Raw genomic sequence first — 23,735 nt, 5'->3', positions numbered from 1 at the left:
AGAGTCTGCGTAAGTCCTAAGAGTTTTTAGAGAGTTTTTGCGTCAGTCTTATTTACAACTGAAATTCATCAAATTTGATCACTTCTGAATCTGGTTTGCGCGTATCAAAAAGATAGCTACTTACTTTACCTATGCTGGTATCAAAGATACTAAAAACAGTAATGTTATTGCTAGCTAGATAAGGCATTGGTTTACCATCTTCACCTAATATTGGTGCGATGCTTGGCAACACGGGTTCTAAACCGTTGGGGTCGCCGAGGTCAACATATTTTTCTTGATAGTTGGAGGGAACTTCTCGCTTTCTTTCGCCCCAAGCAGCACCATAAGTATTACCTACATTTGAGGTTTCTAAAAAGTGCATTCCCCCAGGACTAACAAAGCGATTCCATAAATGGGAATGTCCATAAAAGACTAATTGTACATTAGCAGCTTCGAGTAAGGGGACAACATCACGGATAATATAGTCAGCGTTTTTGGGATATTCGTAACGCACAGATGTAATTTTGTTCTCCTGATTGCGATCGCTGATTTGTATTGGGTCGGTGTAAGCTGGCACTATATTATCGCCCAGGGTGTGGGGCGGGTGATGGAACATGACAACTTTGTATTTTGCTTGCTGAAATTCTGGGCTGTTGAGTTCTGCCGCTAACCAATTGTATTGTGTACTACCTTTGGCAATTGGCTCATAAATGATCTGCCCATAACCCCAATTTTCTTGGTTATTTAAATCTTTGTCGGCTTCTCGATATCTACCTGTAGATTTTCCGTCTAATTTGGGTGTGCGCCACATATTTGTGATGTATAAAACTATTAAACGCACATCACCAAAGCTAACTGCATAATATTTTTTACCGCCTGATTTACTTTCAGGTAAGCTCAAAATTTCTTCGTAGGTAATTGTATTAAAAGAATGATCAATCAGTGATTTGCCACTATATAGTTTTTGAGCAACAGCGCGGGGAAATGTATCATCAAATTCATCATTTAAACTGTTTTTTCGGCCAAAGCGCCCCATGACTTCATGATTACCAATGCAGCTATACATGGGTGCGTGTTGAATAATTTGCCCACCTGTATAAGTTACTTTCACGCCATCATGCTGCATTTCGTATTTGGCATGACCTTGTAAGCCAGGAAATAAAGCATTACCCCGATTATCATCAAACCATTCCGAGGCGCGATCGCTCACATTAATCAAATCACCAGCAAACAACACTGCATCAACTCTACCCACTGTTTCTACAACTTTTTGTAGGTTGGCGGCGGTCATTGGCTTGAGTTGATGGTCGGAAGTTAACAGGATTTTGATTGGTGTTCCGGGTTCCGGTTTAGCTGTCAGGGTAAAAATATCACTGCTAACAGTCGCGCCATCTTCTCTTGTACTGCTAACTCGATAATTCACTCGCACCCCTGGCGTTAACTCTGTCACCTCCGCTTCATGTCGCCAAATATCCCGCATTGTTGGTTGTTGATAAACTTGTCCATCTTGGTTTTGCTTCCCAACTCTGGATTTTTGGTCTTCTCTGGTGCGACTGAGTTTAATCGTTGTGGCTTTGGCAGTTTGCTGCAAATTTTCCCCATAAGCCACTGTATGTTGATTCCCGGCAAACTCAGTAAACCACACTACTCTGACTGAGTTTGCCGTTGGTAGTTGCAAAAATGGATCTGTCAACAGTTGAGGCGCTTCGGTCATAATGGTTTGCCCAAAGGAATGCACGCTTACCAAGGTAAAGCATAGGACAAACAAAAGTAAAAGCTGGAAAATTTTCATGATTTGTCCTGGTGGGAATGTTCTGCGACAAATGCGGGTGCGCGGTGATGCGCTTTGTGATTATAGATTTGGATGAGTTGGTGAATTCGCGCAATTTGATGTGATGTCAGCGAGTACAAACCAGCCTGATTCATTATCTGTTTTAATTCTGCTGCCCACTGACCATAATGAGAACCCCCGATAGTGCCTTGGGATAATTGAATTATCATTCTTATGCGGAGATATTTATTTACAAAGATGTATTGACAAAATTTACTTATCTTGAACTTGTTACAGATGATGTTAAATAACCTTATGATAAAAAACAAGTTTTTTGCTCGAAATTTGCAAATAACTCAACAGAATGGCAGAAAAAATACATTAATTTTCTGGCGTAGGTGCAGTGTTATGAAAAGTTTAATTATATTCATCAATCTACTGTTAGTATCAGAGTTGCTTGGGGTGTTTCCTTTAATTGCTTTAGCACAGTCATCATCTCAACCATCTCCCAGTACGCAACCACAGCCACCAACAGAAGCAGAAACACAGGTACTTGTCTCAGAAGTAGTAGTAGAAGGCGCACCAGAAAAGTTAGAAGATTTAGTTTACAAAACAATTCAGATTAAACCAGGTAAAAAAACTACGCGATCACAATTACAAGAAGACATCAACGCCATTTTCGCTACAGGGTGGTTTTCTAACGTCAGAGCCGAACCAGCCGATACTCCATTAGGGGTACGTGTAACTTTTATTGTCAAAACTAACCCAGTTTTAAAAAAGGTAGAAGTAACTGCTGTATCTAAAGCTTCTACGATACTATCGCCACAAGTCGTTAATAGCATTTTTAGTAAAGATTATGGTAGCACTTTAAATTTAAATAAATTGCAAAATAATATCGCGCAGTTAAATAAATGGTATCAAGATAAAGGCTATATCTTGTCGAGTATAGTTGGCCCTCCACAAGTCGATGATAATGGTGTTGTCAAACTAGAAGTTGCTGAAGGGGTAATTGAAGATATTCAAGTTAAATTTGTTACAGACGACGATAAAGAAATAGATGAAGATGGTAAACCCATTGAAGGGAAGATTCCTGCAAAATTGATTATAGAGGAGTTTAATATTAAACCAGGACAAATATTTCTAAAATCGGTAACACAGCAACAAATAAAGCATTTATTTGATTTTGGCTTATTTAAGAATGTAGAAGTTGCCTTTGATACAGGTAAAGATAAAAACAAAGTCATTGCAATTATTAAAGTTAAAGAAAATGAACTAGCCGAGAAACTAGGTGAGAAATTTTTTGTTAATCAACAAGCATTAAATAAAGCCCAGGCTAACAAGGATGAATTAGGAATTGCAAATGCTACCAACAATATTGCTAATATCTATGCTGACTTAAAAGAAAAAGATGACCAAAAAAAAGCTATTCCTAAATATCAAGAAGCCCTGAAGGTTTTTCAGAAAAAGCAAGATTTAATTGGACAAGCTAAAGTTTTTAATAACTTAGGTAATACATATAATAAAATTCAAGAATATAAACAGGCGATTGAAAATTACAATCAATCACTTATTCTGTTTCAAAAACTACAAATGCCATTTTGGGAAGCTTTAACTTTAAATAATTTAGCACTAAATTATCGAGAGCTAGATGAAAAAGAAATGGCACTGGAAATATATACCAAAGCACTGAAAATGTGGCAGAAGTTTAGTAAAAATCCTAGCCTAGCTAAACTTGGAGTTAACAAGCCAGACGAAGATTCTAAATCAATCAAAACAAGTTCCGTATATTTTGCAATTGCTACATCCAATACTAAAGGTACTAGTGGAAGTTCAGGTGTACAAATAGGTAACAGTGAAACTTTGCAATACTTGCCTCTTCCCGATGTGCGTCTTTGGGAAGCTGAAACACTTTTCAATATTAGTGGCATTTATCAAGCTCTTGCTGATTATCAGCAGGCTATGTATATTTTCAGTGATGCCGAAAAAATTTGGCAATCTATCGATTTTAATAAACTCGGATCTACTCCTTCGCCATCCTTATCTTTAATTAAATTGTTCCCAAAGGTAGCAAAAGCTAAATTATATGTTGATGTCCAACAGTTTGGTCAAGCAGTTAATCAAATTAATAGTATAATAATTGAGGCTAGTTCATTAGCATCTAAAATTAAATTTAAATCAGACGAGCAAGCACTCATAAAACAATTAGCACCATTCGCGATCGCTTTGATTAATGATTTCGTCAATGATAATGAAATCGGCGATAATAATAATTTTTTAGAAAAACAATGGCCTATATATAAACCATTATTTCAAGTGATTTTGAAACAAATTGATCAAACTTACTATCAATATATTAATAATTTATTATCTGCGGCTGACTCTTATTTTTCCCAAGATAATCAACTAAAATTAGAAGCAATCAACATACTAGAAACAGAATATCAATCTTTAGAGAAAGCTTACCCACAATTTACTCAGTTTTCTGGCTTTGTTATCTCTTACTTAGGTAAAGAAAAAGGAAAAATTTTAACTGATTTAGGAAGAAATTCTGAAGCTGTAGCAGCATACCAAAAAGCTTTGTCTGCCCAACCATTTCTTGGAGTTATCTTGAAAAACGATAGACCAGAAATACTATATTTAATTGGCAAATCTTATTTAAACAATCGTCAATATCAAAAAGCAGAAGAATCTTTTAACAAATCATTAACTGAATCCCAAACCAATAAACAAATTATCCAAGAGGCTGATGCTTACTTAGGTTTAGCCATGTTAGAACGCCAACGCGGCAATTTTCAGAAAGCACAAGCACAAATAGAAAAAGCAATTGCCACGATTGAATCAGAAGGCGCTCAAATCGAGAATGCTGAACGAGAAGAAAAAGATAAATATGTACTGAGACTAACACCATATCGGTCTTATACTAGTTTAGCTAAATATTTAGAATCAAAACAAAATTATTATGCGTTTTATGTAGATTTTTTGATGCAATTACATCAAAAAAATCCGAAAGCAGGTTATGATACTCAAGGTTTGCAAGCTAGTGAACGCTCTCATGCTCGCAGTTTGTTAGCGATAATTAATAGAACAAATCAAAGTTCCAGATTGGGCAAACAAAATCAAAAACAATCAGATGCGCGGGCAGTTGAATTAGCAAAACCAGTAGAAATTCAGCAAATTCAAAAAGAAATTTTAGATGATAACACATTACTTTTAGAATATCTATTAGGAGAAGAAAATAGTTATTTATGGTTAGTTAGTAAAACTGGTGTTAGCAGTTATCAACTACCAAAGCTTTCTGAAATAGAACCTTTAGCCAGAAAATTTTATACAGCAGTTTCTTCACCAAATCCATCATTGCGCGATCGCCAATCATCCCAGCAGTTGAGTCAAATTCTTTTGGGACAGGTTGCGAGTCAACTAGGACAAAAACGCTTATTAATTGTGGCTGATGGCATCCTCCAATATATTCCTTTCAACGCTCTACCTCATCCCAATTCTCCAGCAGACAAACCTGAACCTTTACTGGTCAAACATGAAATCGTCGGTTTACCCTCAGTTTCTACTCTGGCTGTGATTAGAAATAAGCAAAATTCTCGCAAACCCAGTAAAAATTTAGCCATATTTGCTGACCCAATATTTAGCCGCAGCGACGAACGATTAAAATCGCGCTTAACCAAGTCTAACGATGAAGAACTCTATGAGCGATTACCTGGTACACGCCAAGAAGCTAACAAAATTCTGTCGTTATTTCCAAATTCGCAAAAATTGGTCAAATTCGACTTTGCAGCGAACCGTCAAGCAGCTATCAACCCAGAGATTAGTCAGTATCGCTTTGTGCATTTCGCTTCTCATGGGATTCTCGATAGCCAAAGACCGGAAAGATCGGGTATGGTCATGTCTGTAGTGAACGAAGTAGGGGATGTCCAAAGAAGCTTGTTATCTATCCCTGATACTTTTAACCTCAAATTATCTGCTGACTTGGTAGTATTAAGCGGTTGTCGTACTGGACTAGGAAAAACTGTTAAAGGCGAAGGTTTAGTCGGACTCACAGGCGGTTTGATGTATGCCGGTGGTAAAAGTGTTGTGTCTAGTTTGTGGGACGTAGCTGATGATAGTACAGCATTGTTGATGTCCAAGTTTTACTCGGCAATACTACAAAAAGGCTTAAAACCCTCATCTGCACTGCGACAAGCCCAATTAGAGATGTGGCGAGATTCTCAATGGAATGCGCCTTATTATTGGTCTGCGTTTGTCTTTCAAGGGGAATGGAATTGAGGAACTAGTACAAAAAGGCAAAAGTAAAAAGTAAAAAGAAAAAATAGCAATACCACAAGCCTTGTAGTAATTTCTTATTGTCTGTTTATTTACGCCGACCTGTACTAGGGAAATCAGAGTAGATAGGGTGCTTGTACACTTGCACGAAGTTTGACCCATATTTCTACTGACTTTTGACTGCTGCGGTTTATTTAGATCACAAGAAAAAGTTAAATTTCTATTAAGATATGTCAATTATGAGCAGATGTAGCAAACTCTACTAAATTTTGGGAGGAAAACCGTTAACTTGATGAGAGCCGTAAATGTAATTCAGGCTACATTCACATGCGACTAGAACAGTTGCAAGCTTTTTTGGCGATCGCAGACAGTGGCAGCTTCCAACAAGCCGCCCGACAATGTGGTGTTACTCAATCAACTATCAGCCGCCAAATTCAAGCTTTAGAGGCGGATTTGGGTGTGGAACTGTTTCACCGCAACACTCATGCTAAATTAACTTTGGGTGGGGAACGTTTATTACCGCGAGTCCGCAAGATTTGTCAGGAGTGGCAAGTTGCGACCCAAGAATTAGCAGATTTAATGGCGGGTAAGCAACCAGAGTTGTGCATTGCTTCGATTCATTCTCTTTGTGCTTCTTACTTACCGCCAATATTACAAAAGTTCTGCCGAGATTATCCCGAAGTCCAGCTGCGGGTAACATCTTTAGGGAGCGATCGCGCTCTGAAGGTTCTCAAAGATGGTTTAGTAGATTTAGCGATCGTCATGAATAATCGCTTTTTAACCACCGGCAGGGAAATGGTAGTGGAAGTTTTATACGACGAACCAATCGAAGTCCTCATCGCCGCCAATCATCCTCTCGCCCAATATGAACGCATCCCTTGGTCAGAATTGGTGCGTTATCCCCAAGTGGTATTTAAAGATGGCTATGGAATGCAACGGTTAGTCCAAGATAAATTTGAGCGTTTAGAAGCCACACTCCATGCAGCTTTAGAAGTCAATACTCTAGATGCGTTTCGGGGTGTGGTGCGTCAAGGTGAATTAATTGCCTTACTCCCGACTTCCGCATTAGTCGAATCGCGTCACGACACAACTTTAGCCGTGCGTCCTTTAGCTAATAACCCATTAGATAATTCTGGGTTGACTCGCCGTGTAGTTATGGTCACAACCCAAGACCGCCTGCAAATTCCCCCGATTAAACATTTTTGGGAATTGGTGTTAGAAAATATTCCGCCGCAATCAAAAGAACAGCGATCAGCTTCCTGAAGTATGATTAGTCAACAGTCCATAGTCAATGGTCAATAGTTTGTACCATTGACAAATGACCCGTGACCAAATATGAGCAATATCTTCAGGGAACTACTCAAAAAGGTAGGCAGTGGCAATCACACAGGCGAAAATTTAACTCGTGCGGAAGCTGCGATCGCTACTAAAATGATTTTGTTGGGAGAAGCCACACCAGCCCAAATCGGTGCATTCTTAATTGCCCATCGCATCAAACGACCAACGGGCGAAGAGTTGGCAGGAATGTTAGATACATACAATGAACTAGGTCCAAAACTCCAGCCCATTGACGCTACATCTCCGGTAATGGTGCTGGGCATACCTTATGATGGCAGAACGCGGACTGCACCCATTAGCAACGTCACAGCTTTAATTCTCGCGGCGGCTGGACAACCTGTGGTGATGCACGGTGGCGATCGCTTGCCCACCAAATATGGTTTACCTTTAATCGAAGTTTGGCAAGGTTTAGGTGTTGATTGGACTTCTTTATCGTTACCCCAAACCCAGCAAGTCTTTGAACAAACCAAAATTGGCTTTATCTACACACCTCGTCATTTCTCCTTAACTAACAGTATTTGGGAATACCGCGACCAACTCGGTAAACGTCCACCTTTTGCCACAATGGAATTAATTTGGTGTCCTTACGCGGGTGATTCTCACTTAATTGCCGGGTTTGTTCATCCCCCCACCGAAGGCATGTTTCAATCTGCATTAGAATTCAGGGAAGTAAGAAAATATACCTTAATCAAAGGCTTAGAAGGAAGTGGTGATTTACCGCGCGATCGCACCGCAATTATCGCTTTATCAGCATCCCCAGATTTAGCCAGGTTATTTCTCTCGCCTCATGATTACGGGTTTACCACCAAAAATGTCCCTTTAGGCACCACTGAAGAATTAATCACCCAAATTCAAGATGTTCTAGTAGGCAAACCAGGGGAATTATTACAAACAGCCTTATGGAATGGGGGATTTTATCTCTGGCGCAGTGGTATTTGTTCAGATATGACATCAGGTATCGCCACAGCTAAAGAACTATTAACTAATGGTGTAGTCGCGGCTAAATTGCAAGAATTGAGGCAAATAGTTAATTCAACTTCCCAGAATGCCTTGCAGCATATTTAATTACTTTTACAATCCAAATATTATGATGTCTTGTTTACAGCAAGCGATCGCTTGTCCTGTTTGTCAAAAAACTCTCACTACCGCACCCCCAGACTGCAAGCAATGTCAAAATTACTTCCGTCAGGAAGTCACAAAAATACCATTATCTCTAGTGGATTTAACACCTGCACAAGTCAAGGGTAAGGTTGATGTAGTTGATTCCCAGCCACTACGCACGGAGTTATTTCGCTTACCAATCATTTCTTTTTTATACGAGCGTATCTTACCGCCAATTTGGGCAATGGGGTTACGTAATCGGGGCGGGATTGATACGGAATTTCAGCAGTGTATCGAATTTTTTGGTCAAAACTTAGGCACTGTAGCGGATATTAGTTGTGGGACAGGGATTTTTGCCCGCCGTTTGGCTTTATTACAGCAATGTCAGCAAATTATTGCTCTGGATTATTCAGAGACAATGTTAGGGCAATTACAACAACAAATGCAACGAGATGGGGTATTACCATCTCAAATCGCCATTATCCGAGGCGATATCACAGCATTACCCTTTGCGCCAAATTCTCTCGATGCTGTTTACAGTGGCGCGGCTATGCACTGCTGGCCTGATGCGACAGCAGGAATTCGCAATATTTATCAAGCATTAGGTAGTGGAGGTAAGTTATTTGCCACTACATTTCTCCAACCCTTACCCAGCATAGTGTTTCGCTTCTTCACTGCCGATGAATTGCAGCAAATTGCGATCGCCGCAGGTTTTCATCCAGACTGTGTACAGCTGGAAACTCGCGGAGTATACGGCACGCTCAAATGTATCAAGTAAATTATTCACCAATAGATAACACCAGACCTTCACAGGCTAGTAAACCTTGGGCAAAAGTTGCTTTTACATCAGTTTGCACTTGATCGAGAAAGTCATCCTCATCATCGGGATGGTGATGGGAAATCACTAATTTCTTCACTGCTGCATTTTGGGCTACTTCTACAGCCGCTTGCCAGTGTACATCCGTCGATTCGTGGCTATTGGCTGTTGGTGGAACGTAAGTAGCATTTGCAATTAGCAAATCTACACCTTTTACCAGTTGTAAAATCTGCTCTTGATCAACAGGATCAGCATTTTTGGTTAAATCGGTAACGTAGGCAACACTTTTGTTCTGCCAGGAAACTCGGTAGCCAACAGAACGCTGAGTTTGATTAATCGAGGCTGTGGTAACTGTGACATCATCTAGCTGCACATCACTACCAGGAATCACATTATGGAAATGCAATTCCGATTGCATTACCTGGAGTGGATAGGGGAAGTGCGGCTGTAACATCTGATCACAAAGGCACTGTTTAATCGAAGCACTGTTAGAAGCAGCCGAACCATAAATATGAAAGCGGTTTTCTGGGACAAACGCGGGTGCAAAAAACGGAAACCCTTGAATGCGATTTGATTGAGAATTGGTAAAAAATAAATGTGCTTCTATCGGTTGTTGCAGTTGTCGCAAAGATTTACCGAGAATACGTAGACCAGTTCCACCATCAAAAATCAAGCGTTTACCTGCTACTTGTATTTCTACACAAGCAGTATTTCCGCCATAGCGATCGGCGTTACTAGCTGGGGTGGCGATTAAACCTCTGACACCCCAAAATTGCACAACAAATTCACCCACGGAACTACTAGCGGTTGTAGTTGCGGTTTCAGTTACGGAACTTTGGAAATCCGACGGCGCAAGATTTGACATTTTTCTGACAATTTAGACCTTACTGAGCAGGTCATCGTAGTGCCGCACTTCTAATAGTCGGTTTTTTTCGTCCACAATGACTACCGTAGGAGAGTAATTTTTTAACTCTTCCAAAGAGAACTGCCCGTAAGCCATTATAATCAAGCGATCGCCCACAATGCCTAGACGTGCCGCCGCCCCATTTAGCTCAATAATTCCCGAACTGGCTGGAGCCTTGATTGCATAAGTAATAAAGCGTTCACCATTGGCAACATTGACGACTTGCACTTGCTCGTATGGTAAAATACCAGCCTTGTCTAACAACATTTCATCGATGCTGATACTACCTACGTAGTTAATATTCGCCCCAGTCAGGGTGCAATTGTGTATTTTTGCCAAAAGAACTGTACGCTGCATTATTTTTGAGGTTTTTTGATTGCCTGACTCTAGTATCACAAAAGCATCAAGCCGTTGTAAAATGACGGGGTTTTAAACTCAATTTTTCTTTAAAGCTCTAAACTCTCTTGTGCCGAATGCCAAAACCTAGCAATACTGATTCGTTGTTTATCTTCTTCTACACGATAAATAATTCGGTAAGGCTTAAGAATCAGTTGACGGATATGAGAATCATTAAATTCCGGTACTTTTTGACCTTGGAGGGGAAACTGTCTTAACTCTTTGGTTTTTTCCAAGAGTTGCTGACCCAATTTTCTTGCAGCTTCAGGATTACTTAAGGCAATGTACCTAACAATAGCTTCCAAATCTCCTATAGCTTTTGGAGAGAGAATTACTTGGTAGTCCATGCTGCAATCATTTGCTCAACAGCCTCAATCGACACTCCTTGACCTTTGTCAATTTCTGCTAAACCCTCTCTGACGGCGGCAATAAACTCAATTTCCCGCACTATATCACGAAGAGAGACGTGAGGAGGCAATCTTTTCACAAGTTCCAGAACTGTTTCTCTATCACTCATAGCAGTTTATTTTTTGATTCCGAGATCAAAATGATTTTAGCTCAAATGTGAAGATTGCTGAATTGCCAGTACTGAGTGCTGAGTGCTAAGTATTGTTGCCCATTATGTAGCACTAACATATAGATGCTGTAGGCGTTTGCTCAACTCTCAGCACTCAAAAATTATTTAGCAGCTTGGATGCACTTTTCTACCAAGGCCGATACTGTACCAACATCTTGCCAACCGAGAATTTCAGTTACTTTCTTTTCCAAGTTTTTATAACTGCGGAAAAATTCAGCAATCTCATCTAAACGGTGTGGTGCTACGTCGTTGAGAGATTTAACATGGGTATAGCGTGGGTCTTTGTCTGGTACACAAAGAATTTTTTCATCGCGATCGCCACCATCAATCATCTCTAACATACCTATTGGGCGTGCAGCAATGATACAACCAGGAAAAGTTGGCTCATCGATAATCACCATCCCATCCAGAGGATCGCCATCATCAGCCAAAGTATTCGGCACAAAACCGTAGTCGTAGGGATATCTTACCGAAGAATAAAGCACTCGGTCTAGGGCAAAAGCTTCCAGTTCTTTGTCATACTCGTATTTATTCTTGCTCCCGCCTGGGATTTCAATCAGAACGTTCAGAATACCCGGTTTTGGTTGAGCAGGAATACGGGATAAGTCCACAACAACACTCCTTAGCTAACAGTAAAGTGGGGATGCACTCTGTTTAGTTCCCCGTGTAGAATTTTATGGCCAAGATGTACTTCTGCCCAAAGTATTTTCTCACACACCTAAAATCTGACAAAGTTCAACTCCCAAATTATCCTGAATTTTGAGTGAAGTTGCTGCTACTGCCTAAAAGTTCTTGTGTTGAGAATACAGCGAAAGTTCTCACTCTTGAGTACTTAATTCGGATGTTTTAGTAATGATTCTGCCATCCGAGGGATGTGTCAATACTTAAAGAATGGCTAATCTAAAACTAACATTTAATCAATAAATAATAGAATTATGCCATCTGCAAAACCATTGTATGGCACAGAACTAGTAGACTGTGCCAGAGCAAATGCCAAGCAAGGAATTGAAACTGCTGCTTATCAATGTGGCTATGGCGATGATCTCAATACTTTTGCCCAAGAACTCCGACAAGCTTGTGAAAAAATGAATTTACAAGTAAAGGAATTAAGTGAATTAATTACTGATCAAGATATGATTCTCGAAATAGGCACTGGTGAAATTATTGCCCCAGATACAGCTTCTGAATTATAAACACAGCAACCTTGGAGATGTATCTGACATATAGTGCGATCGCTCCTCATCACCGTTAAATCTTATACCATTTCCCAAAATTGCTGATACAAATCACTTCCACCGCCCCTCTGCTTCCGGTCGCCGAGCGTTCGCGCAGCGTCTCCGACAGGAGAAGTCGAGGTGATACTCCCTTGGGATTTTGATATGATTTATGGTGCGATCGCCCTCTACCACAATTAAATCTTACGCTGCTTAATAGGTTGGGCGGGATTACCGGCATAAATTGTCATCGCTTCTAAAGAACGTCCTGTAACTCCACCCAAACTCAACACCGCACCCTTCCCAACAGTTACTCCAGGGCCAATTACTGATTTTGCAGCAATCCAACTACTTTCTTGAATGTGAATTGGCGCAGTCATTAATTTAAAATCAGGATGATTCCAGTCATGGTTGCCTGTGCAGAGATACACCCCTTGAGATATACACACATGGCTTTCAATCGTCACATTTGCTAGATTATCAATCCAAGCATCTTCCCCAATCCACACATGATCACCCACAACTAGCCGCCAGGGAAACTTCACACGCACACCTGGTTTAATCCGGACATTCTGACCTATCTGCGCTCCAAAACAGCGAAGTAACCACACTTTTAACCCTGAAGCAGTTAACCACCGATTCTGCACTAACAGAGAACCTAGGAAATACCACAACACTTGTTTCCATAAAGGTGCGCCAGGAGTATAAGTACCAAGAGTGTAACTATCTAACTGCATATATCAAGCTAATAAATATTCGATTAAATAATAAAACATAGGTATTACCAAGGAAATTAGACTGTAAGTTTTTCTCGTTCTGTTGTGTTATCAAGCATAGAAATAGCTTGAGTTTTAAATGTTTTGTCTAATTCAGACAGGTTATTAGACGCTTAATATACTTTTCTCTAAATTCTCATAGTTGGGACTGATCATCTTCTCAAGCCAGTCTACCATCCGCTTGCAGACAAATAGAATATGACAATTAATTTTCAATGAGTTACCAGCAAGTCTATTTCCCGCTCCTTTATTAGAAAATCAAATCGGATTGCAATAATTCCCATTGAACTGTGTGTTACCAAAGCTAAAATTTTTGAGGTTGATGTAGTTAATCGAAATTTTATAATTTTACTTGAAAAGCCTACCAGAACAACATATAAGACTTTTGAATGCAATCAAATTAACGTATATTCACCAAGATTCGCTTGACGATATGTGAATTTATGGTAAATTTACTCAGGCAGAATATGAAGTATTCTGATTTAGTGAGGAGGTACCCTTAATGACTGTTCTCAACATTTGCTTAATTCGTGCAATCTTGTGTGCAACGCAGATCTCATAACTAAGAGCTAAGTTTCTTCGTTAACTTAACTGCGTCTTAGCCGCAACTTAAGATTGTGTGTTCAATTGATTCTCAAGATAAGCTTTAGAGCTTACTGAGGTAAGCGATCGCTCAATAGCTATTCAGTGTTCATTTCTCAATACTTCTGAATTGTTTAGATAGAAGTTATGTTCCCGATATAAAGACAATCAGGCTAAGAGGTTCTATGAAACTTTTCAATGACCTTGTAACAGTAGCAGAATCAACTGCTCCTGTTATTTATGTTGCTTTTTTTAGCTCTATTTTCAGTTGTAGAGCTAATCTCGTTCCAACCAATCAAAGCAACAACAAGCATGTTCAGAAATGGAATTTTAATCTCCTGAAATTTCTGACAAATAAGCAATTGACTCAGAACACAACTTCACCGAAGCATACCCAAACTAGTGTAGCCATGAAATTGAGTGTGGGTAGATTAGGGTCAAGTAGCCTTGCTTACAGTGGAGAAATGCTTGTACGTGGTGCTGATGCAAAGACAAGCACTACCGAAACCAGCTTTAGTGTTACAGCAGTAAACAAAAATTGCTAGATAATTATGAAAAAATTTAAATACATCAAATTTTTCCTACTTGCTGCACTTACGCTTGTGTTGAGTTGCTCTAGCACCATAATTCATGCCCAGACTTCACCCCAAACGGTTTTAACAACTCAAGTTCCTAGTACCTCTAGTGTCATTAATGGAGATCCCTACGAAGTGGGGATGAAATTCCGCACTGCTACAGCGGGACAAATTAAATCCATTCGCTTTTGGAAAGCCCTTAACGAGCCAGCACCTCATGTTGGTAGAATCTGGTCAGCAGCAGGAACTCAGCTGACTAGCGTCACTTTTACCAACGAAAGTGCTTCTGGTTGGCAGGAACAGAGTTTACCTACACCATTGAGTATTCAAGCGGATACAACTTATGTAGTCTCTGTTAACGTTAATAAAAATTATGTCGCTACTAACAATGGACTATCTAGTTCTATAGTCAATGGAAATCTTAGCTCAGTTGCTGATGGTCAAAATGGAGTGTTTAACACAAAAAGTGGTAGTTTCCCAAATACTTCCGACCGGAATAGCAACTATTTTCGTGACATCAGTTTTGTTCCTACTGACTCAACAACATCAAACCCACCAACAACATCAAACCCACCAACAACATCGTCATCGACTATTCCAGCGAGTGCCACCGCACCTTGGCCAGTATTTCAGCGTGTAGATGCTCTCAAATTTTCTTCCCGTGTTGGGTTAACAACTGTTTGGGGAGATTATTTTGAAAATAGTGAAGATCCATTTTTACTTTCACCTGGTGAACAGACCCAAGAACTGTCGAATACTTCCGGTGGCAACTATGCAGTCTATAACAACATTGATTTAGGCAGTGGTGTGGAAGCACTGATGCTCCGCGTTGCTTTTGCTTCAGGCACTAACGTTGTTGAAGTCCGCTCAGGCTCGGCTAGTGGTGATGTATTGGGAACATGTACCATCAACAGTACCGGCTCTGTGTCAAACTACCGTACGGTACCTTGTCCTTTGAATACAAGCCTTGCCAAAGGAACACAAAACCTAGTTATTAGGTTTCCCGGAACGAATAGCACAATGCGCTTTAATTGGTTTGCTTTCTGGGCTAAGGATACAACGCAGACAATTGACCAGATACAGAAATGGCAATCTACCGTTATGGTCAACAAAGCTGCACCTGTGATACCAATTGCTGGTAGCCCAGTGCGGACAAAAGATTTGCTTCCTGCAAGTTCTGCAACACTAGCGAAATCATACGGTCTATGGTCTCCTGGAAAAACCTGGGAATGTCCGAAGTGGATGCACGATACTTATTGGATCAAAGCTGACGATAATAAAATTTACCCAACTTGGCACCCACCAGTAGACTTCAACCCAGAAACCAATACTTATTGTACCTATGGTCATGAGCATGGCGATGACCCACGCGGTTCAGAAGTGTTTACTACTGCGGGTATGCCAGCTTTCGGCTATATCAACGAACAGCACGCAATTAATGACCCAGCTAATCCCAGACATGAAGACCATTTTGGCCATAAAGTTTTTGTTGCCAATAACTGGACTATGTACAATGCTAACAACAGCAGTAGCACAACAAAATGTGATGTACTTGTGAAACTACATATGGGTTCACATTCACCCGATGCGCTCACAAATACAGCACATGAGATGTTTGTAGCGGGTAAATGCGATGGACAACAACCTTTTAACATCAAACAGTTTGGTTTGTTTGGTGCACCTGGATACTTCAAAGAACCTGAAGCAACTTATTGTGACGCATTCTTGCCTTCTGGTATTACACCGAACCCGGTTAATCAGCCAACAGATGGCGTTCATCGTGCCATTCCTACTAAGGATTGCTATACACGTGGCTCTCAAGACGAAAAATCTTCCTTAGTTCAAAAAAGAACATTTGAATACTGGCTAACAGAGTTTGCACGTGGTAATTTTTACTTTAGGGTCACCAATCCAGCCCGTTTTTATGATGCGTCTTCTACAACGAAGATTGGCAGAACGGTAGATTTGTGTTATGTTCCAGGTCATCCCCTTGCTGAGACCTTGTTATGCCAAGAAACCCTAGCGGCTGGTAGCAAAGTAGCGTGGGATGATCCTCGTTCACCTTTCCGAGGAACAGTTAATATACAGAGTCACTTTTCCGGATTGGCTTTTGGGAACTCTACATCTTCTGTAATCTATACAGATGCCTATGGTAAAAATTCCAGAACATCACCCGATCCTTCTAAGGCGATTACCTATAAGCAAATCGTTCCAATTCAGGGATTCGACTATAAAGTAGATGGTGACAAAAGCCTCTTCCCTTCCGTAGACTATTCTGCATTTGGGAAAAATGGTGTCAGAGCGCCTAACTAAAATAATTTAGTCATCTTGAAAACAGCCTGGAGTTTTGCTTACAGGCTGTTTTTTTCTCAAGATTGCTTTGCCCGGAATTTTAGGAAAGGAGGTATGCAAAATTTTTAGTTCATTGTATGACGTTTGTGTAAGCTGAACTTCTCCGTTTCAATCAAACGAGTAGCTAAAAGAATTTCTGCTAAAACACGTTGGAAAGCATAGTACCAACCTTCCCAACCATCAAAAATGCCCCCTTTGAGAATTAAGCAATAAAAAAGTATAATAAAGGGAGCAAAAATTTTTTGCTTACGAATACGATCGCCTAAGCTCAGTTGATTATCGGGAGTCTCTAAGAGCTTTTTACTCTCGATGATCATATAGCGATCCTGGGCCCATAGCCAACGAGATAAGGATTTACGATCATCATGATGAATATAGCTAGTCAGCATCGCACACAGACCATTGAGTTGTAATAGTTGCGTGTGTCCGTCATCTATATAAGTGGCTTGATTTTTGCGAAATAAAACTTGGCGAGGGGGTAGTATTGTACCTCTTAAGGGCTTACCACCAACACAATATTTAAATCTAGCTGCATAGCCATTTACCTGTTTATCTGCTGGTAAAGAAGCTATCTCAGTCAAGAGTTCATCAGTGATTACATAGTCTGCATCTAAAGACAGCACCCATTCTGATTCAACTTGCTCTAAGCCAAAATTCCACTGTTGAGTATGAGTATCAAATTTTCTTTGTATTACTTTCACCTGAGGATAAGTCGATAAAATTTCTAAGGTTTCGTCGGTGCTATAACTATCAATCACGATAATTGTCTTAGCCCAAGTAAGATATTGGAGGGTGCGACCAATGTTAGGGGCTTCGTTATATGTGAGGATGAGGGGCGTAATTTTCGTTAGTATCAACGACCTAATTCCTATTCATTAATTGGCTAATAATTGGGCGAAGTCAGCAAGATATGACGCAGCAATCTTGTCATAGCTAAATTCTGCTGATTTTTTTACACCATGAATACTCATGATATGGGTATTTTCCCAATCCATGATTGCTGCTGCTAATTTAGCTGCCAGATTTTTCGCAGCATCAGTATGGCGATGATCAAAATAGTATCCTGTTGTTCTCTCTTCAATAAAGTCTTTAAAACAAGCTAAATCCGATATGATCGGTACAAGTCCTGATGCCATTGCTTCTAAAGGCGACACACCAAAGGCTTCTCCCTTCTCAGCTAAGGAAGGATAGCAAAATAAATCAGCTTCTCGATACGCTGCTGCTAATTTCTGCACATTAAAAATCGGCTCTAAAAATTCTACATTTAACCCTTGGGCTTGGGATTGCAATGTAGCTAAATATTTTTGGCCACCACCCCCTTGATTTTCTTTGTAGGGGCCGATAATCCTCAATTTAATGCTAGAAAACTGTTGGGATAAAATGGCAAAAGCTTCCACCAAAATATGAATACCCTTTTCGGGATGGACTCGGCCTACATATAAAATTATTAGTTCTATTGGTTTAATAGGGGAGCGTGGGGCTGGGTAAAAAATATTTGTATCAATCGGATTGGGTATGACCTTGATCCGAGTAATGGCGGCGGGATATTCTTGCAGAATCTGGTCTTGTATAGCCTGGGATGCTGCCGCAAATAAGGCTGTTTTCTGATAAAGTCCTAGGCGATATTGTCCCTTGGGAAAACGATTAGCATTAATGACAATTTTCCCTACTCGCGGACGGAGAGCAGCAAACACAGGTAGCCAAAAATCATTAACGATCAAAATATCAGCAGGTGGTAAAAAAGGAAAGGTGACACAGGCGTAGCAGAAGTCTTTGATTAAGTCCCAGCCAATGTTAGTGCTTTGGGATAGTCCTCCCCATCGGATATACTCAACGCCATTGATGATTTCTCGATTTGGTTGTCCTGGATACGAACGGCAGCAAATTTTGACTTGATGACCTTGTTTCGCAAATTCTTCGGCTAATCCTTGCCACATTCGAGGAATTGCTCCGCCTTGAACTGCGGGAACAGGCAACCAGGGGCCCATAGCAATAGAAATAATCATGGTGATGTCTCCCTAAAAATTATCCATCTGCACACAGATAGGTCTTTCACCATTACCAAGAATCCAGTTATAAAAATCAGCCATTTGTTGAGCAATGGAATTCCAGGAGTATTTGGCTTGAACTAAATTTCTGCCTCGGTTACCCATTTGTTTTCTTTCTAGGGATGAGATGTTCATGGCTTCAGTTAAAGCGATCTCCAGTGCTGTCTGGTTATCTTCTATCCACCAACCGCAATTATAGGTGGTTAATTCTTGCCAAGGAGCGCCTTTTGTGGTAATGACAGGCACACCGTAAGCTAATGATTCGGCGATCGCAATACCGAAATTTTCTGAATGAGTGGGCAAGACAAACAAATCCGCGTTAGTGAGTGCAGAATATTTCCTCTGGCCTGATAGCATACCAGTAAAAGTTACCTGTTGCTGCAATTGGAACTTTTCTACTAATATTTCTAACTCGGACTGGTAGCCAATTAAATCTGCACCAGCAATAATTAAATGCCATTGAGGAAATTGGTTGCCTAGGGATTGCCACACATATAATAAGTTATCTAAGCCTTTTTTCGGATGCAGTCGAGATAAAAACAACAACCATTTTTTATTAGCTAGGTGAGGAAATATTTCACATAATACTTCCCTGCTAGCTTGTTCGTTAATTGTAGGCATATTCACGCCATTAGGAACCAAAGCAATTGGCTGTTTGTATCCTAATTGGCGAATTGAATTGACTTCTTCTGCTGAGGTGGCTTGAAAGGCTGTAGCACTTTTTAAATTTTGCCTTTCATATAATAACCAAGCCAACCATTTCTTATACCTACTGTTATTTAAAGACCATGATTCTAGCATTCCTTCGGGAGAAATCACTAGAGGTAGGCGGTGGCGGACTGCTGCTTGACGAGCGTAGACATTGGGAAACATCCATAATCCGTGATTATGAATTAAGTTTAGTTCTGTTGCTGCTAATTTTGATAATTCGTAACTAGCAGTTGGTTGGAAACCTCGAAAATATTTCGCTACTTTAGTGGCGGTGAGACTGTGCAGTTTGACATTTTTTGTAGGGATTTGTTTACCTTCCCAATAATAGTCTAGTGTGAATATATGGGAGGATATATTTTGTTTTGCCAAGTATTGGGCGAGATTAGTGACAGCGAAAGAAGTCCCACCGACATTTTCATTAATACTAGCTACAACTTGGCAAATATTGATTTGATTAACCACGGTTTTTATAGAGAATGTTTAATCTACAAATTAAGATTTGTTAGGGAAGTGTTCTATGAGTTCAGCCAGGGTTTGTTGAAATCGCTCAAACCCAAAGGTGTCAATCACTTTTTGTCTTAAAGCTTGGGGTTGATATAATAAGGGGTTGGGATAAGTACCTTGTAAAATCTCGATGAGAGTTTGAGCGATCGCTTCTACATCAACAGGGTCAACTAAGGCTCCTAATTCACCATGATATAGCGCATCTATTGCGCCATCTTGATTACCTCCTAAAGTTGGTTTACCGCAGGCTAAAGCTTCTAGGTAAACTATACCAAATCCTTCTCCTCTACTTGGCATCGCAAAAACATCGCAGAGATTGTAATGATCACAAAGTTCATGATCAGGAACAAAACCAGCCAGAGTAACGCTGTCTTGCAGGTTGAGTTCAGCAATCAATTTTTCGATTCTGGCTTGGTCATCGCCTTTGCCAGCTAAAATATAATGAACGTTGGGGATATATTGTTTAATTTTCGCTAAAGCTTGCAGAATTTGGTCATAACCTTTGTAACCATCAGAACTAGCCAATCGAGTAACAGTGAGAATAATTGGCTGTTCTGGTGTTAATTGGTAACGTTGTAATAAATAGGCTGGTTTGTTGCTGATTGTAAAGCGTTCAGCATTAAAAGTATTGGGTAAAAGTACAACTTTTGCTGGATCTAAATTTTGTTCTTGCAATAGGCGATCGCGAGTGTAATTACTCACAGATATAATCCGATCTGCGTCTTTTAGTGCAGTTATCAGCAGAGGGTTTTGAATGTTCCAAGCATCGACACCATGAGCGATAGCCCAGTAAGGTATTTTTAATATGCGTTTGAGTAAATAGCCGACAATAGCGAAATTGATGTGAGAGGCGATAATTAGCTGGGGCTTTTGACTCACTGCATACAAGAAAATTTTAATCGCAAATGCTATTGTTCGTAGTTTTATGCCCCAGTGACCTGAATAATGAAACCTAGTATTTGCCGTCTGGTGATCATTTTTTAATGAATAAACATCATGTTTGAGAAATACATCGTAGTTAGTATTTGGGTATAAATTTTGTAATGCTTTTAATAAAAATTCAGAATAAACTTGGATTCCACCTTTAAATTGAAAAATATTAGGAAACCATAAGTGTAAAAGCTTTATATCTATATCTTTTTGGGAATTTGTTCTTGGTTTTACTGGTGTTTCTGTTTGCAAGTCTAAATTATTGTTTTTCATTTTCATGTGCAGTTTGTATTGCTTGATAAGCAGTAGCGGCGTGGCAAGAATAAAATGTGGTAATAGATTTGAACGCAGATAAACGCAGATAAACGAGTCAGTGCGTTCGGTCGCCAGACTTGTAGCAACTGGCGTGCAGATGATGAAGATTAGCAATTTTTCGTTAATCTACAAGTTTGGTCTGGCTAGGCCAATTACATTTTATGTAAACTAATCATAAAACCTTAAACATAAAAGGCTTTCCAGCCTGTACCCTGTCCTCTATTACCTACATAGATAATCAATTGCCTGTTTTAATCCTTGACTTGTCTGAGTGTAACTGTACCGAGAGACAATTTTTTGACTTTCTTCGCCCCATAGCTGCAAACGCTGGCGATCGCAAAATGCTTCTTGCAAACTTTTGGTTAAAGCTGATACATCACCAGCCGGGAATACTAGGCCATTCTGTCCGTTATATACCAAATCTTTGGCACAACCCACATGACTGCTAACAAGCACTGCACGAGATAAGCACATCGCTTCGTTAATCGCTAGTCCCCAAGTTTCCCAAGCACCGTAACTAGGTAAGACAAATAAATCAGCTATTGCATAGGTGCGAGGCATTAAGGTTTGATTTTGAAAAGGTGCAAAGTAGATATTGCTGTGTGGTGCGGCTGCGGCTTTTAAATCTGCTTCTAAAGAACCTGCACCGACAAATAATAGAGAGACTTGAGATAAGTTAGCACTGACAAAGGCTTGCAGTAAATCCAAGGGACGTTTTTTAGCTTCAAATTTCCCAGCAAATACAATCACTGCATGATCTGATGGAATACCTAATTCTTGCTTCCATAAGCTTGCTTGCTGTTTAGCATCATCAGCTTGAGCAAAAAAGCGATCATTATCTATAGCATGAGGTGAGAAAAACAAATGATTACTAGGTACGCCATGATATCTAAAATATTCATAATTAGCCTTCCCTACATAGAGACAAGCGGCAAAACATCGATAAATTTGAGTAATAAATTGCTGACGCGCCCAAGCTTTGATTCCGGTAGGTTGGAGTAGACGATGAGAATCACCGCGAAATAGCAACGGTATTTTACGTGATTTCCAGTTCCAAAGGAAATTATAAATGCTAGCGTAGTTGTAGTTCATCAACAAGACTCCATCAGGATTATAAGCTTGCACTTGCGAGATTAAAGATGGGTTTTTTAATCCCCAAAAATGATGAACTCCTGGCTGAGAACTAACATTGGGTACAAACTCATGTTCATATCCATCCAGCAGAGGAATATCCCACTGTACAACTTGTTGGAAATCTTGATCTAGCTTTTTTGTGACTCCAAAATCCCACAAATAAAAAACCTTGATTTGCAAATCACCTTCATTATAGAGATGGCGGAACCAAGGAGCATAGTATTGTATGGGATGAGATGTAATAATTGCCAGTTTATGTTTTTTCATAGCTATTTAAGTGATTCTTCCTGGGGGAATACCGTAAATAGGAACTCGCTGTTTCTGCATCAAGAAGAGTGCAATACCAATCAGGACGGTAGTCGATTGAGATAAGCCAGCAACAATTTCTCCAGCCGTAGATTCAGATTGGAAGGCAAAAGACATCATCATCACAGAAAATAAGGACTGGGCTGAAAGAATTGGCGCATTGATACTCCAACGAGTTGCTTTTCCATAAACTGTACCTAAGACAATTGCCAATCCTCCACAACCAACTAGTCCAAAATTTGCGTAAGATTCAGCTAGTAAACCCCAACCAATAGTAGTAACTAAAGTCTCTTCTCTGGTTTGAATTTTGTAGTGTATGTTTAATAAACTTGTACCTTCTAGCGCCCAAATTTTATTCGGGTTTAATATGCGAGGTACTACTAATTGGGGTAATATTGAATATGTTTGTCCGTATAAATATGGTATGGAGTCAGGACTTTTCTTTTGGGCTAGTAACAAAATTTGCATCATACTAGCTCGCTCAAAGAATGATGCTTTTTTCTCCTTGTTAGTTGAATATTCTGCGGATTGATTCTCCTTATTTATATACTCTAGTGAGTAACCTATCCATTCGGCATATCTAGTAGGGTATTCCCAGGGCTGAAGAGAAACATCTGAATTCCAATATTTGGTTCTCATCGATCCTTTGCCATAGTGCAGCAAGGAGAAGCAAAGAAAGAAAATAACAATTATTATGATGGGTACTCTTTTACTGGAAATAGTGAAAGCAACTACTGCAAGGAGAAATGTACCAGCAGCACCAAAAAGTAAAAAACCCAATGAAGTTGTTACCATATAGGTAACAACTAAGAAAACAAACAAGATGGCTTGTGTTTTTGATAATTCCTTATTTCCCAGTTTATAAGAAAGTACAAAAGTAGCTAGTGCATTTAATCCTAAGATTCCCGACCTAACAGCCGTAAATAATCCCCCAGGAAGATAAGATAACCATGGCCAATGTCCATAGATGGATACATTAAAAAACACACCAGCCAGAATAATCAACAAGAAAAAGGCATCATACCAAGTCTAAATGAGCGTGCATAGAACTGTAGAATAAAGAACATGGAAGAAAAAGACTCATGAGGAAGCAATGGCACGCCCTTTCAATCTAGAAGTTCAAGAAAGTGCTG

At 39.9% G+C, this 23,735-nt stretch carries 20 protein-coding genes; 7 read left to right on the top strand and 13 right to left on the bottom strand.

Annotated features, from left to right (window positions below):
* Window positions 1–52 precede the first annotated feature (52 nt).
* Complete coding sequence (locus H6G74_RS19355; protein ID WP_242051285.1) at window positions 53–1,693, bottom strand: fibronectin type III domain-containing protein; 1,641 nt, start codon at window positions 1,691–1,693, stop codon at window positions 53–55.
* A gap of 465 nt (window positions 1,694–2,158) precedes the next feature.
* Here H6G74_RS19355 and H6G74_RS19350 point away from each other — a divergent pair, with 465 nt between their 5' ends.
* The 4 genes from H6G74_RS19350 to H6G74_RS19335 all read left to right on the top strand — a co-directional run bounded on the left by H6G74_RS19350 (window position 2,159) and on the right by H6G74_RS19335 (window position 9,239).
* Entirely contained in the window at window positions 2,159–6,025 is a 3,867-nt protein-coding gene (locus H6G74_RS19350) for a CHAT domain-containing protein (RefSeq protein ID WP_190969222.1), read from the top strand.
* 324 nt (window positions 6,026–6,349) lie between these two features.
* Window positions 6,350–7,285 (top strand): LysR family transcriptional regulator, encoded by a 936-nt coding sequence (locus tag H6G74_RS19345; protein WP_190969221.1) that lies wholly within the window; start codon window positions 6,350–6,352, stop codon window positions 7,283–7,285.
* Window positions 7,286–7,357: 72 nt separating this feature from the next.
* The gene (locus H6G74_RS19340) at window positions 7,358–8,425 is read left to right on the top strand and encodes an anthranilate phosphoribosyltransferase family protein (RefSeq protein WP_190969220.1); all 1,068 of its coding nucleotides are present in this window, start codon (window positions 7,358–7,360) and stop codon (window positions 8,423–8,425) included.
* Window positions 8,426–8,447: 22 nt separating this feature from the next.
* A complete protein-coding gene (locus tag H6G74_RS19335) occupies window positions 8,448–9,239 on the top strand; it encodes a class I SAM-dependent methyltransferase (protein WP_190969219.1) in 792 nt (263 codons plus the stop codon).
* A 1-nt stretch (window position 9,240) separates the two neighbouring features.
* On the opposite strand, the gene H6G74_RS19330 is transcribed toward H6G74_RS19335, so the two are convergent.
* From H6G74_RS19330 to H6G74_RS19310, 5 genes are all read right to left on the bottom strand, one after another.
* The gene (locus tag H6G74_RS19330) at window positions 9,241–10,143 is read right to left on the bottom strand and encodes an MBL fold metallo-hydrolase (RefSeq protein ID WP_190969218.1); all 903 of its coding nucleotides are present in this window, start codon (window positions 10,141–10,143) and stop codon (window positions 9,241–9,243) included.
* A gap of 12 nt (window positions 10,144–10,155) precedes the next feature.
* Window positions 10,156–10,539 (bottom strand): aspartate 1-decarboxylase, encoded by a 384-nt coding sequence (gene panD, locus H6G74_RS19325; RefSeq protein WP_190969217.1) that lies wholly within the window; start codon window positions 10,537–10,539, stop codon window positions 10,156–10,158.
* An 89-nt stretch (window positions 10,540–10,628) separates the two neighbouring features.
* Window positions 10,629–10,925, bottom strand: a complete 297-nt coding sequence (locus H6G74_RS19320; protein ID WP_190969216.1) for a type II toxin-antitoxin system RelE/ParE family toxin — start codon at window positions 10,923–10,925, stop codon at window positions 10,629–10,631.
* Window positions 10,910–11,095: a hypothetical protein gene (locus H6G74_RS19315; RefSeq protein WP_190969215.1), complete on the bottom strand. Its 186-nt coding sequence runs from the start codon at window positions 11,093–11,095 to the stop codon at window positions 10,910–10,912. Before H6G74_RS19315 ends, H6G74_RS19320 begins: the two co-directional genes overlap by 16 nt.
* Before the next feature lie 161 nt (window positions 11,096–11,256).
* A complete protein-coding gene (locus H6G74_RS19310) occupies window positions 11,257–11,766 on the bottom strand; it encodes an inorganic diphosphatase (RefSeq protein WP_190969214.1) in 510 nt (169 codons plus the stop codon).
* A 324-nt stretch (window positions 11,767–12,090) separates the two neighbouring features.
* Here H6G74_RS19310 and H6G74_RS19305 point away from each other — a divergent pair, with 324 nt between their 5' ends.
* Window positions 12,091–12,348, top strand: a complete 258-nt coding sequence (locus H6G74_RS19305) for a hypothetical protein (protein WP_190969213.1) — start codon at window positions 12,091–12,093, stop codon at window positions 12,346–12,348.
* Between the two features lie 218 nt (window positions 12,349–12,566).
* Here H6G74_RS19305 and H6G74_RS19300 read toward each other — a convergent pair whose 3' ends face one another.
* Complete coding sequence (locus H6G74_RS19300) at window positions 12,567–13,106, bottom strand: WcaF family extracellular polysaccharide biosynthesis acetyltransferase (RefSeq protein WP_190969212.1); 540 nt, start codon at window positions 13,104–13,106, stop codon at window positions 12,567–12,569.
* Window positions 13,107–13,912: 806 nt separating this feature from the next.
* Here H6G74_RS19300 and H6G74_RS19295 point away from each other — a divergent pair.
* A complete protein-coding gene (locus H6G74_RS19295; protein WP_190969211.1) occupies window positions 13,913–14,272 on the top strand; it encodes a hypothetical protein in 360 nt (119 codons plus the stop codon).
* Between the two features lie 6 nt (window positions 14,273–14,278).
* The gene (locus tag H6G74_RS19290; RefSeq protein ID WP_190969210.1) at window positions 14,279–16,615 is read left to right on the top strand and encodes a DUF4082 domain-containing protein; all 2,337 of its coding nucleotides are present in this window, start codon (window positions 14,279–14,281) and stop codon (window positions 16,613–16,615) included.
* A 104-nt stretch (window positions 16,616–16,719) separates the two neighbouring features.
* Here the strand turns inward: H6G74_RS19290 and H6G74_RS19285 are convergent, their stop codons facing one another.
* From H6G74_RS19285 to H6G74_RS19260, 6 genes are all read right to left on the bottom strand, one after another.
* On the bottom strand, window positions 16,720–17,508 hold the full coding sequence (locus H6G74_RS19285; RefSeq protein WP_190969264.1) for a glycosyltransferase family 2 protein: 789 nt from the start codon (window positions 17,506–17,508) through the stop codon (window positions 16,720–16,722).
* A 21-nt stretch (window positions 17,509–17,529) separates the two neighbouring features.
* Window positions 17,530–18,660: a glycosyltransferase family 4 protein gene (locus H6G74_RS19280; RefSeq protein WP_190969209.1), complete on the bottom strand. Its 1,131-nt coding sequence runs from the start codon at window positions 18,658–18,660 to the stop codon at window positions 17,530–17,532.
* Window positions 18,661–18,672: 12 nt separating this feature from the next.
* Complete coding sequence (locus H6G74_RS31755; RefSeq protein WP_313888496.1) at window positions 18,673–19,875, bottom strand: glycosyltransferase; 1,203 nt, start codon at window positions 19,873–19,875, stop codon at window positions 18,673–18,675.
* Between the two features lie 30 nt (window positions 19,876–19,905).
* On the bottom strand, window positions 19,906–21,120 hold the full coding sequence (locus H6G74_RS19270) for a glycosyltransferase (RefSeq protein WP_190969208.1): 1,215 nt from the start codon (window positions 21,118–21,120) through the stop codon (window positions 19,906–19,908).
* Between the two features lie 264 nt (window positions 21,121–21,384).
* Window positions 21,385–22,563: a glycosyltransferase family 4 protein gene (locus H6G74_RS19265; protein WP_190969207.1), complete on the bottom strand. Its 1,179-nt coding sequence runs from the start codon at window positions 22,561–22,563 to the stop codon at window positions 21,385–21,387.
* A 6-nt stretch (window positions 22,564–22,569) separates the two neighbouring features.
* Window positions 22,570–23,073 (bottom strand): hypothetical protein, encoded by a 504-nt coding sequence (locus H6G74_RS19260; RefSeq protein ID WP_190969206.1) that lies wholly within the window; start codon window positions 23,071–23,073, stop codon window positions 22,570–22,572.
* Between the last annotated feature and the right edge of the window lie 662 nt (window positions 23,074–23,735).

It is taken from the genome of Nostoc spongiaeforme FACHB-130 (assembly GCF_014698475.1).
GTDB classification, from domain to species: domain Bacteria; phylum Cyanobacteriota; class Cyanobacteriia; order Cyanobacteriales; family Nostocaceae; genus Nostoc_B; species Nostoc_B spongiaeforme.
The sequence above is the reverse complement of the archived record's forward strand: the minus strand, read 5'-3'. Positions and strand labels throughout refer to the sequence as shown.

Excerpts from the sequence above, each read along its gene's own strand:
- H6G74_RS19355 (WP_242051285.1), bottom strand. The coding sequence starts at position 1,693 with ATGACCGAAGCGCCTCAACTGTTGACAGATCCATTTTTGCAACTACCA.
- H6G74_RS19350 (WP_190969222.1), top strand. The coding sequence starts at position 2,159 with ATGAAAAGTTTAATTATATTCATCAATCTACTGTTAGTATCAGAGTTG.
- H6G74_RS19345 (WP_190969221.1), top strand. The coding sequence starts at position 6,350 with ATGCGACTAGAACAGTTGCAAGCTTTTTTGGCGATCGCAGACAGTGGC.
- H6G74_RS19340 (WP_190969220.1), top strand. The coding sequence starts at position 7,358 with ATGAGCAATATCTTCAGGGAACTACTCAAAAAGGTAGGCAGTGGCAAT.
- H6G74_RS19335 (WP_190969219.1), top strand. The coding sequence starts at position 8,448 with ATGATGTCTTGTTTACAGCAAGCGATCGCTTGTCCTGTTTGTCAAAAA.
- H6G74_RS19330 (WP_190969218.1), bottom strand. The coding sequence starts at position 10,143 with ATGTCAAATCTTGCGCCGTCGGATTTCCAAAGTTCCGTAACTGAAACC.
- panD (WP_190969217.1), bottom strand. The coding sequence starts at position 10,539 with ATGCAGCGTACAGTTCTTTTGGCAAAAATACACAATTGCACCCTGACT.
- H6G74_RS19320 (WP_190969216.1), bottom strand. The coding sequence starts at position 10,925 with ATGGACTACCAAGTAATTCTCTCTCCAAAAGCTATAGGAGATTTGGAA.
- H6G74_RS19315 (WP_190969215.1), bottom strand. The coding sequence starts at position 11,095 with ATGAGTGATAGAGAAACAGTTCTGGAACTTGTGAAAAGATTGCCTCCT.
- H6G74_RS19305 (WP_190969213.1), top strand. The coding sequence starts at position 12,091 with ATGCCATCTGCAAAACCATTGTATGGCACAGAACTAGTAGACTGTGCC.
- H6G74_RS19300 (WP_190969212.1), bottom strand. The coding sequence starts at position 13,106 with ATGCAGTTAGATAGTTACACTCTTGGTACTTATACTCCTGGCGCACCT.
- H6G74_RS19295 (WP_190969211.1), top strand. The coding sequence starts at position 13,913 with ATGAAACTTTTCAATGACCTTGTAACAGTAGCAGAATCAACTGCTCCT.
- H6G74_RS19290 (WP_190969210.1), top strand. The coding sequence starts at position 14,279 with ATGAAAAAATTTAAATACATCAAATTTTTCCTACTTGCTGCACTTACG.
- H6G74_RS19280 (WP_190969209.1), bottom strand. The coding sequence starts at position 18,660 with ATGATTATTTCTATTGCTATGGGCCCCTGGTTGCCTGTTCCCGCAGTT.
- H6G74_RS19270 (WP_190969208.1), bottom strand. The coding sequence starts at position 21,120 with ATGAAAAACAATAATTTAGACTTGCAAACAGAAACACCAGTAAAACCA.
- H6G74_RS19265 (WP_190969207.1), bottom strand. The coding sequence starts at position 22,563 with ATGAAAAAACATAAACTGGCAATTATTACATCTCATCCCATACAATAC.
- H6G74_RS19260 (WP_190969206.1), bottom strand. The coding sequence starts at position 23,073 with ATGATGCAAATTTTGTTACTAGCCCAAAAGAAAAGTCCTGACTCCATA.